This window comes from Aeromonas simiae (assembly GCF_014892695.1).
GTDB lineage: Bacteria > Pseudomonadota > Gammaproteobacteria > Enterobacterales > Aeromonadaceae > Aeromonas > Aeromonas simiae.
The window spans coordinates 3,403,227-3,418,534 of record NZ_CP040449.1; the positions used below are offsets into that span (position 1 = coordinate 3,403,227).

Consider the following 15,308-nt stretch of genomic DNA (forward strand, 5'->3'; position numbering starts at 1 on the left):
CTTTTTTGTAGCAGAGTATGTCGGAGCGCGGGTTTGCCACACTTTGCCACAAACCGCGCGCTTCTTTTCCGTATACTCGCAACCAGATGAACCAGATGAGGTAGTCATGAAGCAGGAGTCCCCCCATATCCTGGTGGTCGACGACCACGGCGAGATCCGCGATCTGCTCAAGCGCTTTCTCGAGCAACACGGCTTTCGCGTCAGCGTAGCCCGCGACGGGCGCGAGATGAAACGCCTGCTGGAAGAGCGGGAGATGGATTTGATCGTGCTCGATCTGATGATGCCGGGCGAAGATGGCCTCACCCTGTGCCGCGAGCTGCGGGTCAAATCCAGCATTCCGGTCATCATGCTCACCGCCATGGGCGAGGAGACCGACCGCATCATTGGCCTCGAGATGGGGGCCGACGACTACCTGGCCAAACCGTTCAACCCGCGCGAGCTGCTGGCCCGCATCAAGGCGGTGATGCGCCGCACCCATGCCGAGCCCGAGCGCCCCACCGACCTGCCTTCCGAGCTGCGCTTTGACCGTTGGCGACTCGATCTCAACCGCCGTGAACTGGTCGACGAAGCGGGGGTGGCCCACAGCCTCTCCACCGCCGAATTCGATCTGCTTAAGGTCTTCATCGAGCGGCCACAGCGGGTGCTGAGCCGGGATCAACTGCTCGATCTGGCGCGCGGCCGCGAGGCCCAGGCCTTCGATCGCGCCATCGATACCCTGGTCAGCCGCCTGCGCCGTAAGCTCGAACGCGATCCCAAGAACCCGGAGCTGATCAAGACCATTTGGGGTGGCGGCTACCTGTTTGCCGCCGAGGTGCAGGATGCCTAAGCGCCTGTGGCCCGGTAGTCTGGCCGGCCAGATCATCCTGGTGACCCTCACCGGTCTGCTGCTGATCCAACTGCTCTCGCTGCAAATCTACCGCTCCGATCGGGAAGAGGCACTCGGCTTTGTCAGCAGTCGCAACGCCATGCAGCGCCTCTCCTCCGTGGTGAGTCTGCTAACCCAGTCGCCCCCCTACCTCTATGACGAGATCCTCAAGGCGAGCCGCAGCGAAACCCTGCTGCTGCGCCTAGCGGAGGAGCCGCTGCAACCGGAGACCCGCAGCCCCCAGTTCGAGCAACTGCTGCGCGCCCGCCTCAACCACCCGCAGCAGCTACGCATCGAGATCAGCGCCGAACTCAAAGAGGCCGCCCAACGCAGCAAGGCGTGGCGTCACCACGCCCGCATGATGGGTGAACGGATGCGCCCACCGCAGCAAGACATGCGCCTGTACGGCTCCATCGAACTCGGTCACGGTCGCTGGCTCAACTTCAGCTCGCTGGTCGACAGCGAAGGGGCCGGCTGGTCGCTGCGCACCACCCTCAACCTGCTGCTGGTCGCCACCCTGGTGATCGGGATCATGGTGTGGCTGCTGCGCCGCGCCACCCGCCCGCTCAAGCAGCTGGCAGCCAATGCCGAGCGGCTCGGCCGTGGCGAGGATATCGAGCCACTGGCCGAGAACGGCCCGGCTGAGGTGCGCGGCAGCATCATCGCCTTCAACCGAATGCAGACCCGGCTCAACCGTTTCGTGCAGGATCGCACCCGCATGCTGGCGGCCATCTCCCATGACCTGCGCACCCCCATCACCAGCCTGAGATTGCGCAGCGAATTCCTGGCCGATGGGGAGGATAAAGAGCGCATCCAGCAGACCCTGCAACAGATGGAGCAGATGCTCGCGGCCACCCTGAGCTTTGCCCGGGAAGAGGGGCAGCAGGAGCCAACCCGCGAGCTGGATCTGGTAAGCCTCATCGAGAGCATCTGCGACGACTACAGCGACATGGGCGAGCAGGTGACCAGCCTGGCCGAGGGCAAGCAGGTCTACGCCTGCCGGCCGAACGCCATGCGCCGGGTGCTGCAAAACCTGATCGGCAACGCCATCAAGTACGCCGGTAGCGCCGACGTAAGCCTGGAGCGCCAGAAGGGGCTGCTGGTGATCTGCGTCAGCGATGAGGGGCCCGGTATCGACGAGCAACAGATCGAAGAGGTGTTCAAGCCGTTTGTACGGCTCGACGAGGCCCGCAACACCGAAAGTGGCAGCGTGGGGCTGGGGCTGGCCATCGCTCGCACCCTGATCCACCAGCATGGTGGCGAGCTGACCCTGCACAACCGCCCCGCCGGGGGGCTGGAGGCGCGGGTCACGCTGCCCCTCTAGCGGGTGACGCATGGCGCACACGGATGTGGGCGATCACTCCCCTGCGGCGGGCCGCGGCCCACCCAATCGATGGGCCAGCCACTGCCTCGCCGTCCCCTCGTCACCGAAGTGAGCCATCGCTTCAAAGGGAATGTCGGCAAAGATGCGCTCGGCCATGTAGCGCTTGAAGGCCCCCTCGCACACCAGCGCCAGAAAGCGGCACCCGTGGCGCTGGCACCAGTCAAACTGCCTACGAAAATGCGCCATGACCTCAGGCCCTGCCGCTTCGAACTGACTGGCGATCTCGACAATCCCCCAGCGCTGCCCGAGCAGCGGCGCTACCGTATCCAGAAATTGCGCTTCATAGGCCCTGGCACCATCGAGGTTGAACGGGCCGCTCGGGCGGCAAATCACCATGGCTCCCTGCCTTTGCACCTGAAAATCGCCGTGTGGCTGCATCACTCTGCGTCCTTTACATCCAACATTTCATCAACACATCCATGCAGTTAATACATGGCCGATGGCCGGTTGGAAAGGCTTTTCCCTCCCTCATGCAACACTGGCGTTAACAAAACGTTGCCTGTAGGATGCGCGGCACAAACCTTCCACCAGCTATAACCTTTGCTAAGGACACCCAGTGGCCACCTCAGATACCGCCTTCTATCAACGCGCCTGGCGCTGGCACTTTCTGGCCGGCCTCTTCCTCGCTCCCCTGCTGATCCTGCTCTCGGTGACCGGGATCATCTATCTGTTCAAGCCTCAGCTCGACGAGCTGATGTACCCGCACCTGCTTCAGGTCACCCCCATCGCACACCCCCTCTCTGCCGATCGGCTCGCTGCCGTGGCACAGGCGGCCTATCCGGATGCCGTCCTGACCCAGTATCTGCCCCCCAGCGCATCAGATCGCAGCGCCCAGTTCGTGCTGCGCAGTGGGGAGCACGAGCTGAACCTCTTCATCAATCCGGCCGATGGCGCCCTGCTCGGCGCTCTGGATGCCCATGACAACCTGCAAGCCATCGCCCGTGCCCTGCACGCCGAGCTGATGCTGGGCAACACCGGCGACGCGGTGATTGAGCTGGCCGCCGGCTGGACCCTGCTGCTGCTCTGCTCGGGCCTCTACCTGTGGTGGCCACGACAGAAGGGGGGCATGCAGGGGATCCTGCTGCCACGCCCGGATCGCCGCGGCCGCCTGTGGTGGCGCGACCTGCATGCGGTGCTCGGCCTCTGGGGAGCGGCCGGCCTGCTCTTTTTTGCCTTGAGCGGCATGACCTGGACCGGCATCTGGGGCCAGCGTTTCGCCGACCTGTGGAACCGCTTCCCGGCGGCCATGTGGAACGAGGTGCCCAGCTCAACCCTCAGCCGCAGCCTGAACCAGCCGCACCAGCAGACCGTCGCCTGGGGCGCCGAGACCCTGCCGCTGCCGCGCTCCCACACCGCCCATCACGGTCACGCCATGGCCGAGCACGGCACGGTGGCGGGGCGCATCCCGCTGCAAAAGGTGGTCGATATCGCCCGCGATCGCGGCGTGACGCCGGGTTACAGCATCAGCCTGCCCAAGGGGGAGAGCGGGGTCTTCACCATCGCCCTGTTCGCCGATGATCCGCGCAACGACGCCACCTTGCACCTCGATCAGTACAGCGGCCAGGTGCTGGCCGATGTGCGCTGGCAGGACTATGGCGCCGTGGCCAAGACGGTCGAGACCTCGGTGATGCTGCACATGGGGCGTATGTATGGCCTCCCCCATCAGTTGCTGATGCTGGCCCTGTGCCTCATGGTGATCGGCTCTTGCCTATCGGGGTTGTGGATCTGGTGGCGCCGCCGTCCGGCCGGCCGTCTCGGTCTCCCTTCCCTGCCCGCCGTCCTGCCGGGCTGGCGCGGCGCGGCCCTGTTGCTGATTGGGCTGGGGCTGGCCTTCCCCTTGCTGGGCGCCTCCTTGCTGCTCATCTGGGGGCTTGATGCCCTGTGGCTGGCCGGGCGCCGCCTGCTGCCGGTCAGGGCCTGAAACAGGACAAAAAAAGAGGCCCCGCAGGGCCTCTTTGCTACGTGCATGTCTTACTGGGCCAGCAGGAAGCGCCCGGTTAACGCCGGCACATCGATAGCCTGGCTACCACCACCAAGCAGGATCTTCTCACCGGTCAGCATGTCGACCAGTGACGCCGCACTGCCCAGCTTGCCGGCCGGCAGGGTGTAGCTCAGCGGAGCGCTGGAGACGTTGAGTAGGTAGACGATCTGCTCCCCATCGGCCGACTTGATGTCGCCATAGAGACTCCCCTCGGCCACCAGCTTGCTGCGCTCACCCCGATAGAGGGCCGGATGAGCGGCGCGCAGTTGCATCAATTGAGCCAGGTAGGCCTTGAGATCGCTCTGCTCGGCGCTCGGGGTGAAGTTGGCCGGCACCTTGCCATCGCTGCGCGACACATGGTCGTCACACAACCCCTTGGCGGCGCAGTCACTGGTCACCTTGGCGGCAAAACCGGGCACTTCGTCACCCCACTCCTCACCGTAATAGAAGGTGATGGGGCCGGAGCGGGCGGCCAGGAAGCTGAAGGCGGCCTTGTGACGCAGCCAGTAGCCGGCAGGGTCGAAGTGGCCGCGCTCGAGCAGGTCGCCGAAGCGCACCAGATCGTGGTTCCCCAGCATCAGGTTGGGCATGGCGTGGGCCGGGTAGTTCTCGACCTTGTTCCAGGCCGCGTCGAGCACGGCTGCACCTTGGCCTCCCTTACCCGACTCCTCGACCGCCAGTGCCTGCACCAGACCATAGCGCAGCGGGAAGTCGAAGGCCGAGCCAAGCGCCGGGGCGCTGGCCGGGCCGTAGGCGGTCTGGGAGATGGTGTTGGCGTCGTTCCACACCTCACCCACCATGTAGCCCAGAGTGCCCCACTGCTCTCCCTTGGCCTTGCGGGCGGCACTGGTCTCTTCCACCGTCTTGCGGATGGCGCGCCAACTGGCCAGATCGACCTGATAGGCCTGATCGAGACGCCAGCCGTCGATGCCGTACTGCTCGATCCAGTAGCGGGCCACCTCCTGGAAGTAGGCCAGGCTCTGCGGCTTGCTGTAATCCACCAACTGGCCCGGGCTGTCGCTCTTGAGCGCCGGCAGGCGCCCCTCGGGCGAGGGTTCGCTGATCCCGACCTTGTTGACGTGACCAAAGACACCGTCGAGGAAGACGTACAGCCCCTTGGCGTGGGCCTCGTCGATGAGCGCCTTGAGCTCTTCGTTGGTACCGAAGTTGGGGTCAACCTTGAAGTAGTTGCAGGCGTAGTAGCCGGTGGCGTCGAGGCGATCGTCGCCACTCTGGCCAGCGCAGGAGTCAAACACCGGAGTCAGCCACAGGGCGTTGACCCCGAGCGAGGCGATGTGATCCAGGCTCTGGCGGATACCGGCCAGATCCCCTTGGTGCTGGGAGGGGCCATAGCCGACCCCATAGCCCCGGCTGGCATCGCCGTCGACGAATGACTCGACCATCACCTGGTACATCCGCAGGTTACAGGCAGCCTGGTTCTCGCCATAGCAGGCCCGGGTCGCCTGCTGAACCGGCGGTTGGGGGTTGGTCGGCGTGGTGGGAGTGCTGCTACTGCCGCCGCCACCACCGCCGCAAGCCGTCAGCAGCAGAGTGAAGGCGCCGAGCGCGCCACGGCGTGTCCATCCATGTTTCATTGTTATCTTCCCGCTGTGGAGTGACTATTTGGCCTCCATATTAACGGGAGCGACGCCAAGCGACCGTGACTGAAACCGTTACCCGCGGCGCCTCAACAGGTAGAAAAGGGGGCGCCCTCGTCACGGCGGATGCGGTGATACACCTCATGGGCAGCCAACCGAGGGCCTCCCGGCCAGCTCAAGGCGTGGTGATCGTCGATGGCCACCCGGGCAAACTCGCGTTCATCCCGCAGCGTCGCGCAGCGGGGCTGCATCTTCCACTCGGACAGGTCCAACACACCGGTCGTGCCATCGGAGAGCACGACAAACAGGCGCCAGCCAGATAGGAATTCTACATCAATGAAAAAAGGCATTAACTTGGCTCTACTATAAACAGCAGAGCCATTATAAAACGCTACAGCCTAAGGAAAAGGCAAAAGAAAACGTTTTTGTAATTCTCCCCCCACTTGGTCAAACCGGCCCCTCAGGAGCCGATGAAACAAGGCAAGGAGCGGCTGAAACGGTGCTCAAACACCAGCGAGGTTTCCAGATGCACCACCTCCTCGCGAGAGGTGAAATTGTCGAACACGAAATTGCGCAGGTGATCGGTATCGGGCACGCACAGGTGCACCAGGAAATCATCCTTGCCCCCCATGTGGAACAGGCTGATCACCTCGGGCAGACCTATGATGGCGTCGCGCAGCTCATCGATGATCTGGCGGCTGTGGCGGGCTAGCCGCAGCGATACCATGGCCTGTATGTGACCACCGAGGGCCTGGTGATCCACCTCACAGTGGGCCCCCAGCAACACCCCTTCCGCCTGCAACTTGCGCACCCGCTCGAGGCAGGTCGAGGGGGCCACGCCGACCAGGGCCGCCAGATCCTTGTTGGTCATGCCCGCGTCGCGAAACAGGTGGGACAATATGTCCAGGTCGAGTTGATCCAGGTTTTTCATTCCTTCTCCCAGAGTCTTGATGTTCCCCTCAGAGTGCCTTTTTGTCGGGGCAAACTCAATCAGTGGCGGGCACCAGCAGCAGACACGCCTCCTCGCCCATCATGACGGTGCCGCTCTCATGCAGCCCCAGCCGCTCGAGCAGGGCGATGGAGTCGCGGTTGCCGGCGCTGACGATGCCGACCACTCGCTTGATGCCGAGCCGCTCCCGCCCATCGCGCAGGGCCGCCTGAGCCGCCTCCATGGCATAACCCTGACGGCGAAAGGCCGGCAGCAGGGCGTAGCCGATGTCCACATCGGGCAGATGATCGCGCTTGACCAGGCCACAGATCCCCATGGCCGCCCCATCACTGCGCCGCTCCATGAGATAGAGACCAAAGCCGTGACGGGCATAGCTCAGACGCGGCCCCTGCTCGATATAGTCGCGCGCGGCGGCCAGATCGCGCACCCCGCGATCGCCGATGTGGCGGTGAAAATCGGGGTCGTTGAGCAGGGTCAGGATGAAGGGGGCATCCTCCGCCACCAGTTCGCGCAAGCGCAGCCGTTCGCTCTCGATATGCATGGAACTCTCCATCGAAAAGAAGCAGGGTGCCGGAGAAGGGGGCGGCAAGGCAAGCGACCTGCCGTGATATACTCGCCGCTCGCAACGAGGAGAGCCCATGAGCGAACAACTTTTTGACGAAGCCGGCCTGCGCGAGATCGTGGCCAACCAACTGGCAGAGCGCAACCCTCCCCACGTCACCGCCACCCTGCTGCGCCTGACCATGAAGGGGCTGCCACGGGAAGAGGCCATCGACTACATCGTCTGCGCTCTCGGCGCCGAGCTGATGGCGATGGAGGCCGACCAGGGCCCCTTCAATCTCGAGCGCTACCAAGGCTTGCTCGATACCCTGCCCGAGATGCCCTGGGCAGAGGAAGCGTAACCCCCGCTCGCCCCCTGGCCGGCTGGTTGTCTCTCTGCCGGCCGCCCCATAGGCCACGGCCTGCGCCCCCTGAAACGGGGGCTGGTGTCACCCCACTCTCCCGCCTACGCTTACCCCGCAAGAACTATCTCTTTGGTGGTGCTTTCGCGTTAACCATAGAAATATTGTGTGTTAAACTCGCCGCGCACTTCCATTACATCCAACAAAAACACAATAAAGCGGAATTAAATTCAGCACTGAAACGCCGTGTCGTGGCCACGCCTTGACCCCGGCTCACCAGGCTGAACGCGTCCGCACAACCGCACATGTGAGGCCCCCATGATCGCTGGCTCCCTGTTCAAGAAGCCCTGGTTCTGGATCCTGCTGCTCGGTGCCCTGCTCGGCGTCGCCGCCCTCGGCGTCACCGTCACCGTACTGCACAAGACCAGCTCTACCGAATTTTGCGTCTCCTGCCACTCGATGCAGACCCCGCTCGCCGAATACCAGGGCAGCGTTCACTTCCAAAACCCCAAGGGGATCCGCGCCGAGTGCGCCGACTGCCACATCCCCAATGAACCGACCGCCTACCTGTGGACCAAGATCCGCGCCGTGAAGGACATCTATCACGAGGCGATCGGCACCTTAGATAGCCCGGAAAAATACGAATCCCACAAGCTGCGCATGGCGCAGAGCGTGTGGGATCAGCTCAAGGCCAACGACTCAGCCACCTGCCGCAGTTGCCACAGCTACGAAGCGATGGACGTGCTGGCCCAGCGCCCCAACGCCCGTGCCGAGCACCCGGTCGCCATCAAGGAAGGGCAGACCTGCATCGACTGCCACCGCGGCGTGGCCCACATCATGCCCGACATGAGTGAGCTGGCCGCCGCCGGCGCCAGCGAACTGGCCCAGGCCGCCGCCCAGACTCCGGCCTCAGTCACCACCCGCTATGCCATCGCCACCACCCCGCTTTATCTGGACGCCAAGGCGGAGGCCAACGAGGGCAACCTGATGCCCTCCACCCAAGTAGAGGTGCTGGCCAATGAAAACGGCCGCGCCCAAGTGCGCATTGAGGGCTGGCAGCAGGATGGGGTGAGCGAGGTGTTCTACGCCGCCCCCGGCAAACGGATCTTGAGCGTGCTGCTCGGTGACAAGGCCAAGGCGCAGCTCACCACAGGCCAGAGCGAGACCGACAGCGCCACCAACCTCACCTGGCACCAGGTCAGCCTGACCGCTTGGGTCGACCAGAGCCAGCTCATCGGCGAGCAGGAGAAGCTGTGGCAGTACGCGGCCAACCTGATGTCCAACAACTGCACCGGCTGCCACGGCCTCACCGCCCTGGATCACTTCAACGCCAACCAGTGGATCGGCGTCATCAAGGGGATGGAGTCGCGCACCTCCCTCACCCCGGAACAGGCGCGCATGCTGACCCAGTATGTGCAAAAACACGCCAGCGACATGGCCGCCCACTGAGAACGGACCGAAGAGGAAGCACTCCATGACCACATGTAAATCGCAGCAACCGGACCTCTCCCGCCGCGCCCTGCTCAAAGGGCTCGGCGCCTGCGCCGCCCTGCCACTGCTCGGCGGTCTGTTCCCGAAAAGTGCCCTGGCCCAAGCCATCAGCACCGCACTGGAGCAGTTCCCGACCCTGGTGCCAGCCCAGAAGGGCATTCTGACCGGCGCCCACTGGGGCGCCTTCGAGGCCATCGTCGAGGAGGGGCGCATGGTGCGCGTCCAGCCGGTCGCCGACGATCCGGCCCCTAACGATCTCATCGAGATGGCGCCCTATCAGGTGCATGCCAAGAACCGCATCAAGTACCCCATGGTGCGCAAGAGCTGGCTTGAGCACGGCCCTGGCGCCAAGCCGGAACTGCGCGGCGCCGATGAGTGGGTGCGGGTGAGCTGGGAGCACGCCATCGAACTGGTGGCTGGCGAGATCCGGCGCATCCAGCGTGATTTCGGCCCGCAGGCCATCCATGCGGGCTCCTACGGCTGGAAGAGCGTGGGCATGTTCCACAACTGCCGCACCCTGCTGCACCGCCTGATGAACCTGGCGGGCGGCTTCACCGGCTATGCCGGCGACTACTCCACCGGCGCGGCCCAGGTGATCATGTCCCACGTGATGGGCTCCATCGAGGTGTACGAGCAGCAGACCGCCTGGCCCAACGTGGTCGAGCACGCCGAACTGGTGGTGCTGTGGGGGGTCAACGCCCAAGTCACCCTGAAAAACAGCTGGAACATGCCGGATCACGAGGGGCAGGCCGGCTTTGAGGCCCTCAAGAAGAAGGGCACCCGCATCATCAGCATCGATCCGGTGCACAACGAGACCGCCAAGCAGGTCGGCGCCGAGTGGATTGCCCCGCGCCCCTACACCGACGTCGCCATGATGCTGGGGGTAGCCCACACCCTGTACAGCGAGCAGAAGCACGATCAGGCCTTCCTCGATCGCTACACGGTCGGGTTCGAGCAGTTCCTTGCCTACCTGCTCGGCAAGGAGGATGGTCAGCCCAAGAGCGCCGAGTGGGCGGCCGAGATCTGCGGCGTCGACGCCAAGATCATTCGCCAGCTCGCCCTCGACATGGCCGCCAAGCGCACCATGATCATGGCCGGCTGGGGCATGCAGCGGCAGCACCACGGCGAGCAGCCGAACTGGATGCTGGTCACCCTGGCCGCCATGCTGGGCCAGATCGGCCTGCCGGGCGGCGGTTTTGGCTTTAGCTACCACTACTCCTCCGGCGGCAGCCCGACCGCCAAGGGTGGCATTCTGGCCGGGATCTCGGCCGGTAACGCGCCGGCCAACAGCCCGGCACCGATCCCGGTGGCCCGTATCGCCGACTGCCTTGCCAACCCCGGCAAGACCATCGACTTCAACGGCCGCAAGGTGACCTATCCGGACATCAAGATGGTCTATGTGGCGGGTGGTAACCCCTTCCACCACCATCAGGACACCAACACCCTGCTCGAGGCCTGGCGCCGTCCGCAGACCGTGATCGTGCACGAGCCTTACTGGACCGCCACCGCCAAGCACGCCGACATCGTGCTGCCGGTGACCACCAGCTATGAGCGCAACGATCTGGAGATGGGCGGCGACTACTCCCAGCGCTACGTGTTCCCGATGCACCAGTGCGTGCCGCCCCAGTTTGAGTCGCGCAACGACTTCGACATCTTCAGCGCGCTGGCCGCCAAGCTGGGCGTGCAGGAGCAGTACTCCGAGGGCAAGGACGAGATGCTGTGGCTCAAGCAGATGTACGACGGCATGGCCGCCCAGGCGCGCGCCGCCCGGGTGCCGCTGCCGCCGTTCAACCTGTTCTGGGAGTCCAACAACTACGTACGCTTCCCGGTGCCCGAGGCGAACCGTAACTGGGTGCGTCACGGCGATTTTCGCGACAATCCGCTGCTCAACCCGCTCGGCACCCCGTCCGGCAAGATAGAGATCTTCTCCAAGACGGTGGCCGGCATGGGTTACGCCGACTGCGCCGGCCATCCCAAGTGGTATGAGCCCAAGGAGTGGTACAAGGGCGAAGAGGCCAAACGCTACCCGCTTTCGCTCAACACCGCGCACCCGACCCAGCGGCTGCACTCCCAGCTCGACAACACCCCGCTGCGCGACAAGTTCGCGGTGGCCGATCGGGAGGCGATCCTGATTCACCCCGAGGACGCCAAGGCGCGCGGCATTCAAAATGGCGATCTGGTGCGCGCCTTCAACGATCGCGGCCAGATCCTGGTTGGGGCCCTGGTGTCGGACGAGATCCGCCAAGGAGCGGTGCGGATCTGCGAGGGGGCTTGGTTCGATCCAGCCGAGCCGGGCAAGCCGGGCAGCCTGTGCAAGAACGGCAACGTCAACTGCCTCACCTTCGACGTGGGCTCATCGAGCCTGGCCCAGGGTAACTGCGGCCACATGGCCCAACTGGAGGTGGAGAAGTTCAGCGGCCCCGCCCCGCGCAACACCGCCCACGCGGTGCCGGCCGGCGCCTAAGCCGACTCGAGACCCAAAACGGCGCCTGACGGCGCCGTTTTTTTGTCGGTTTTCAGGCATAAAAAAGCCAGCCCTCGGGCTGGCTTGATGCTGCAAGTGGGTTACTTCATGGGACCGGCGGCGTTTTTCAACTCATCCTTGTGGCGCTTGGCCTCACGTTTCTCTTTCAACGTCATCTGCGGTTTCTTCTTGGCATCTTTGCCGTGGGACTTACTCATGATGTGAGCTCCATTTCAGACCGAGACTCTATCGCGTGCCGCCGACATCAGAGGCACGCACCTCTTGCCGTTGTGGTGGCGCTATCGTCACCACCCGAAACCCAGCCTACACGTCCGCGCAGGCAAAGGCCAGCCGCGAAAAGGGGGTCTTATGACCCCCTCAGGTTAGAAGTTGTAGGTCACCCCTAGGTTGTAGCGGCGCCCGTCCAGCACCGTCTGATAGCTGGCGTAATCCACCGTCTTGTCGAGCAGGTTGTAGACCCCGGCCGTCACGTCCAGATGACGGTTGGCACGATAGCGCAACCCCAGATCGACGAAGGTGTAGGAGGGGGTGCCGTCGGCCATGGTGACCCGGTTCAGATATTCCGAAGTCTTGCCGCGGAAGTTGGCCCGCGCCCACACATCCAGATCATCGGCGGCCGCCCAGTCGACCTTGGTGTTGAACATGTGGCGCGGCATCTGGTTGAGCGGCTGGCCGCTGAACACCCCGCTCTTTTGCTCCGAGTCGGTCCAGGTGTAGCTGGAGGCCAGCGACCAGGCGTCATTGATGGCCCACTCCAAGGTGCCCTCCACCCCGCGCATGTTGGCCTTGTCGACGTTGACCCGGTCGCTCACGAAGTCATAGCTGTGGCCGTTGATGGTACAGGCCGGGTCTTGCGCGCTGCTGCAACGGCGCACCTCGGTGATCTTGTCCTTGAAGTCGGTGTTGAACAGGGTCAGGCCGGTCGAGAGCCCGGCCCGGTTGTTCCACAGCAGGGCGATCTCCTCGCTCACGCTCTGCTCGGGCTTGAGGTCGGGGTTGCCGACGATCACCCCGTCCGAGCTGCCGCCGCCGGTGGCCTGACCCCAGTTGGCCGCCGCCATGCGCAGTTCGGGTGAGCGGTAGCCGCTGGAGACGCCCCCCTTGAGGGTCCACTCATCGTCCAGATGCCATACCCCGTAAAGGCGCGGTGACCAGTGGCTACCGTAGTTCTCGTCATCGTCAAGACGCAGGCCGCCGGTCAGGGCGAAACGATCGGTGATGGCCCACTCATCCTCGGCAAACAGGGCCCAGCTACGGCGATCGAGCTGATTGACGTGGCCGGCCCCGGCTAGCTGGTTGCCAAGATCCTCCAGCTCTTCGTAGCGGTACTGACCACCCAGACTCAGGATGTGAGCCCCCAGATTGAACTGGGTCTGGGTGTTGAACAGGGTGTTGTCGAGCTGCATCGCGCGGCCCGGGTTCTTGCTCTGCTCGCGCTGCACATAGCTGGTCGAGGAGGCGCCATCGAACTGGCCGTTGTGGGTCAGGGCATAGACGGTGTGCTCATAGCGGTTGAGGCTGGCGCTGTTGGGCTGACCACGGCTGTTGAGCAGATCGCGCGACTGGCCGGGGGTGCCGTTGCGATCTTGCAGGGTGCGGCTGATATCGAGGTCGAAGCGGTGCTGCTCGCTGGGGGTCAGGGTCAGCGCCACCCCGCCGTTGCGGGTGCGCTGCTCGTTGAAGCCGTTGACGATCTGATCCTCATCACGGCGCAGCATCTGGCCGGTCAGGCGCAGGCCGAGCAGGCCGTCGATGAGCGCGCCACCGGCATAGCCGCTGCCCTGGAACTGATCGCCCGAGTCACGGTTCTCCTGCATGGTGGCATCACTGTGCAGGGTGCCCTGCCAGGGCCCCTTGCTGGTCTTACGGGTGATGATGTTGATGACCCCCCCCATGGCATCGGAGCCATAGAGCGAGGACATGGGGCCACGCACCACCTCGATGCGCTCGATCGCCTGCAAGGGCGGCATCCACCCCTGCTCAATGCCGGGGCCATCGCTGTTGGGGCGGGTGCCACGGGTATCGACGCGGCGGCCGTCGATCAGCATCAGGGTGTACTTGGCCCCCATGCCGCGGATGCTAATGTCGCGGCTGCTGCCGCCCCCGGTCACCACCACCCCCGGCACATCCTTGAGGGCATCGGTGACGTCGGTGTAGGCCCGCTTCTCCAGATCCTCTCGGGTAACCACAGAGATGGAGGCGGCGGAGTCCTCGATCTTCTGCTGGAAGCCCGAGGCGGTCACCACCATGACTTCATCACTCGGCGCGGCCAGGGCCCCCCCGGTAGCCAGGGTGGCAACGATGAACGTGGATAGCGGGGAATAACGAAATACAGTCATGATCTCTGCTCTTATCTGGATAACGTGGGTGAGACGGCTCGTGGTGCTAGAAGGCCTGAACGTGTCCCCATTTTATCGATAGACAAGATTATGTAAATGATAATTAGTATCAATCGCACTCACCATCAATGAGCGCGCTCATCCGTGTGGGCAGAGACCGTCAGGAGCGGTGGCGCTCATCGGCCTCGCTGCGCAGCAGTTGCGGCATGTGTAGAAGATGGGCATAGAAGGGGAGCAGACCCGTCCGGCGGCGGATGATTTCGGCCCATGCGATGCCGGGGAGCACGCCCAGCAGGCCGCACCACAAGGGCAGCCATGGCCACCAGATATCCAGCAGGGCCAGCAGGCAGAGCACCAGCAACGCCAGCAGCAAGGCGGGGCTGAGCACGGTACAGAGCCAGAGGGTCGCCAGCAGCGACCAAGACATCAGATTCATCGCACACTCCTTGTGGTCAGGTGAACCCTTTGTAACAGGCTCCCGGCATCCGCTCCGAGGCCCATCATGGAGAACGGTGTCAAACAACTCTCTACCAAGCCATCACGCCGGTCAAGCACCGGCAACAGACTTGCAACATGTCCCCTTCTGTGGTCTGCTGCCCCCCGGACAACAGGGGCAGTGACAGGGCATCATGAGCCAAGGCTATACAACCCGAACCCAGATGGTAGTGGACAACCTGCGCGCCCGGATCCTCAGCGGCGAGCTGCCGGCCGGGGCTCCGCTACGCCAGGATGCGCTGGCGCGCGAACTCATGGTGAGCCGTATCCCGGTGCGTGAGGCACTGATGCAGCTCGAAGCACAAGGGCTGGTCAAATTCGCCGCCCATCGCGGCGCCGTGGTCACCGCACTGGACGCCACCGCCATTGATGAGCTGTTTTATTTGCGAGCCCTACTGGAAGCCGATACCCTGTTTCACGCCGTCGACCTGATGACAGAAGCGACCTTCGCCGAGGCGGAGTCGATTCTGGCCGAGTTTGACCAGGCGTTGGAGAGCGGAACCCAGGTAGAGCGCTGGGCCGAACTGAACCACCGCTTCCACGCCACCCTCTATCGTGCCGCCGGACGCCCCCAGGCCCTTGAGCTGATCGCCCAGATAAACCTGGGTTGCGATCGCTATGTCCGCTTCGAGCTGTTGTTTGCCAGCGACGGAGTGGACAAGGCCGAACGGGAGCACGCCCAGCTGCTGACGCTGTGCCGCGAGCGGCGCAAGCATGAGGCCGTGGTGTTGTTGCAACGGCATATCGCCGATGCAGCCGCCTCGGTCAAGCGCATCCTACAGGCCGGTGCATGACCGTCTATTCGCTCGCAATCCACAA

At 64.1% G+C, this 15,308-nt stretch carries 14 protein-coding genes; 7 read left to right on the top strand and 7 right to left on the bottom strand.

Translation table 11 applies throughout. The annotated features are described in order from the left end of the window. Nucleotides 1-106 precede the first annotated feature (106 nt). Complete coding sequence (locus FE240_RS16195; RefSeq protein WP_193002397.1) at nt 107-826, top strand: response regulator; 720 nt, start codon at nt 107-109, stop codon at nt 824-826. Then, the gene (locus FE240_RS16200; RefSeq protein ID WP_193002400.1) at nt 819-2,189 is read left to right on the top strand and encodes an ATP-binding protein; all 1,371 of its coding nucleotides are present in this window, start codon (nt 819-821) and stop codon (nt 2,187-2,189) included. Before FE240_RS16195 ends, FE240_RS16200 begins: the two co-directional genes overlap by 8 nt. Before the next feature lie 33 nt (nt 2,190-2,222). On the opposite strand, the gene FE240_RS16205 is transcribed toward FE240_RS16200, so the two are convergent. Then, nucleotides 2,223-2,627: a hypothetical protein gene (locus FE240_RS16205; protein ID WP_193002402.1), complete on the bottom strand. Its 405-nt coding sequence runs from the start codon at nt 2,625-2,627 to the stop codon at nt 2,223-2,225. Between the two features lie 178 nt (nt 2,628-2,805). On the opposite strand from FE240_RS16205, the gene FE240_RS16210 reads away from it, so the two are divergent. Beyond that, complete coding sequence (locus FE240_RS16210) at nt 2,806-4,170, top strand: PepSY-associated TM helix domain-containing protein (RefSeq protein ID WP_193002404.1); 1,365 nt, start codon at nt 2,806-2,808, stop codon at nt 4,168-4,170. A gap of 50 nt (nt 4,171-4,220) precedes the next feature. Here the strand turns inward: FE240_RS16210 and FE240_RS16215 are convergent, their stop codons facing one another. The 4 genes from FE240_RS16215 to FE240_RS16230 form a co-directional block, all read right to left on the bottom strand. After that, entirely contained in the window at nt 4,221-5,825 is a 1,605-nt protein-coding gene (locus tag FE240_RS16215; RefSeq protein WP_193002406.1) for an alpha-amylase family glycosyl hydrolase, read from the bottom strand. A 92-nt stretch (nt 5,826-5,917) separates the two neighbouring features. Continuing rightward, nucleotides 5,918-6,178, bottom strand: a complete 261-nt coding sequence (locus FE240_RS16220; protein ID WP_193002408.1) for a DUF2442 domain-containing protein — start codon at nt 6,176-6,178, stop codon at nt 5,918-5,920. Nucleotides 6,179-6,288: 110 nt separating this feature from the next. Further along, nucleotides 6,289-6,759, bottom strand: coding sequence for an Lrp/AsnC family transcriptional regulator (locus FE240_RS16225; protein ID WP_042045955.1), 471 nt, complete (start codon nt 6,757-6,759; stop codon nt 6,289-6,291). 55 nt (nt 6,760-6,814) lie between these two features. Then, the gene (locus FE240_RS16230; protein ID WP_193002410.1) at nt 6,815-7,318 is read right to left on the bottom strand and encodes a GNAT family N-acetyltransferase; all 504 of its coding nucleotides are present in this window, start codon (nt 7,316-7,318) and stop codon (nt 6,815-6,817) included. 97 nt (nt 7,319-7,415) lie between these two features. Between FE240_RS16230 and FE240_RS16235 the strand changes: the two genes are divergently transcribed. From FE240_RS16235 to torA, 3 genes are all read left to right on the top strand, one after another. Then, the gene (locus tag FE240_RS16235) at nt 7,416-7,679 is read left to right on the top strand and encodes a hypothetical protein (RefSeq protein ID WP_042045951.1); all 264 of its coding nucleotides are present in this window, start codon (nt 7,416-7,418) and stop codon (nt 7,677-7,679) included. Between the two features lie 318 nt (nt 7,680-7,997). Then, on the top strand, nt 7,998-9,128 hold the full coding sequence (locus tag FE240_RS16240) for a NapC/NirT family cytochrome c (protein ID WP_404800035.1): 1,131 nt from the start codon (nt 7,998-8,000) through the stop codon (nt 9,126-9,128). Between the two features lie 25 nt (nt 9,129-9,153). Next, nucleotides 9,154-11,634 (top strand): trimethylamine-N-oxide reductase TorA, encoded by a 2,481-nt coding sequence (torA, locus tag FE240_RS16245; RefSeq protein ID WP_193002412.1) that lies wholly within the window; start codon nt 9,154-9,156, stop codon nt 11,632-11,634. Nucleotides 11,635-12,017: 383 nt separating this feature from the next. Here the strand turns inward: torA and FE240_RS16250 are convergent, their stop codons facing one another. Together FE240_RS16250 and FE240_RS16255 are read right to left on the bottom strand one after the other, a co-directional pair. Then, a complete protein-coding gene (locus FE240_RS16250) occupies nt 12,018-13,994 on the bottom strand; it encodes a ligand-gated channel protein (protein WP_193002414.1) in 1,977 nt (658 codons plus the stop codon). A gap of 160 nt (nt 13,995-14,154) precedes the next feature. Then, a complete protein-coding gene (locus FE240_RS16255) occupies nt 14,155-14,430 on the bottom strand; it encodes a hypothetical protein (RefSeq protein WP_193002416.1) in 276 nt (91 codons plus the stop codon). A 193-nt stretch (nt 14,431-14,623) separates the two neighbouring features. On the opposite strand from FE240_RS16255, the gene FE240_RS16260 reads away from it, so the two are divergent. After that, the gene (locus tag FE240_RS16260; protein WP_193002418.1) at nt 14,624-15,283 is read left to right on the top strand and encodes a GntR family transcriptional regulator; all 660 of its coding nucleotides are present in this window, start codon (nt 14,624-14,626) and stop codon (nt 15,281-15,283) included. Nucleotides 15,284-15,308: the final 25 nt, after the last annotated feature.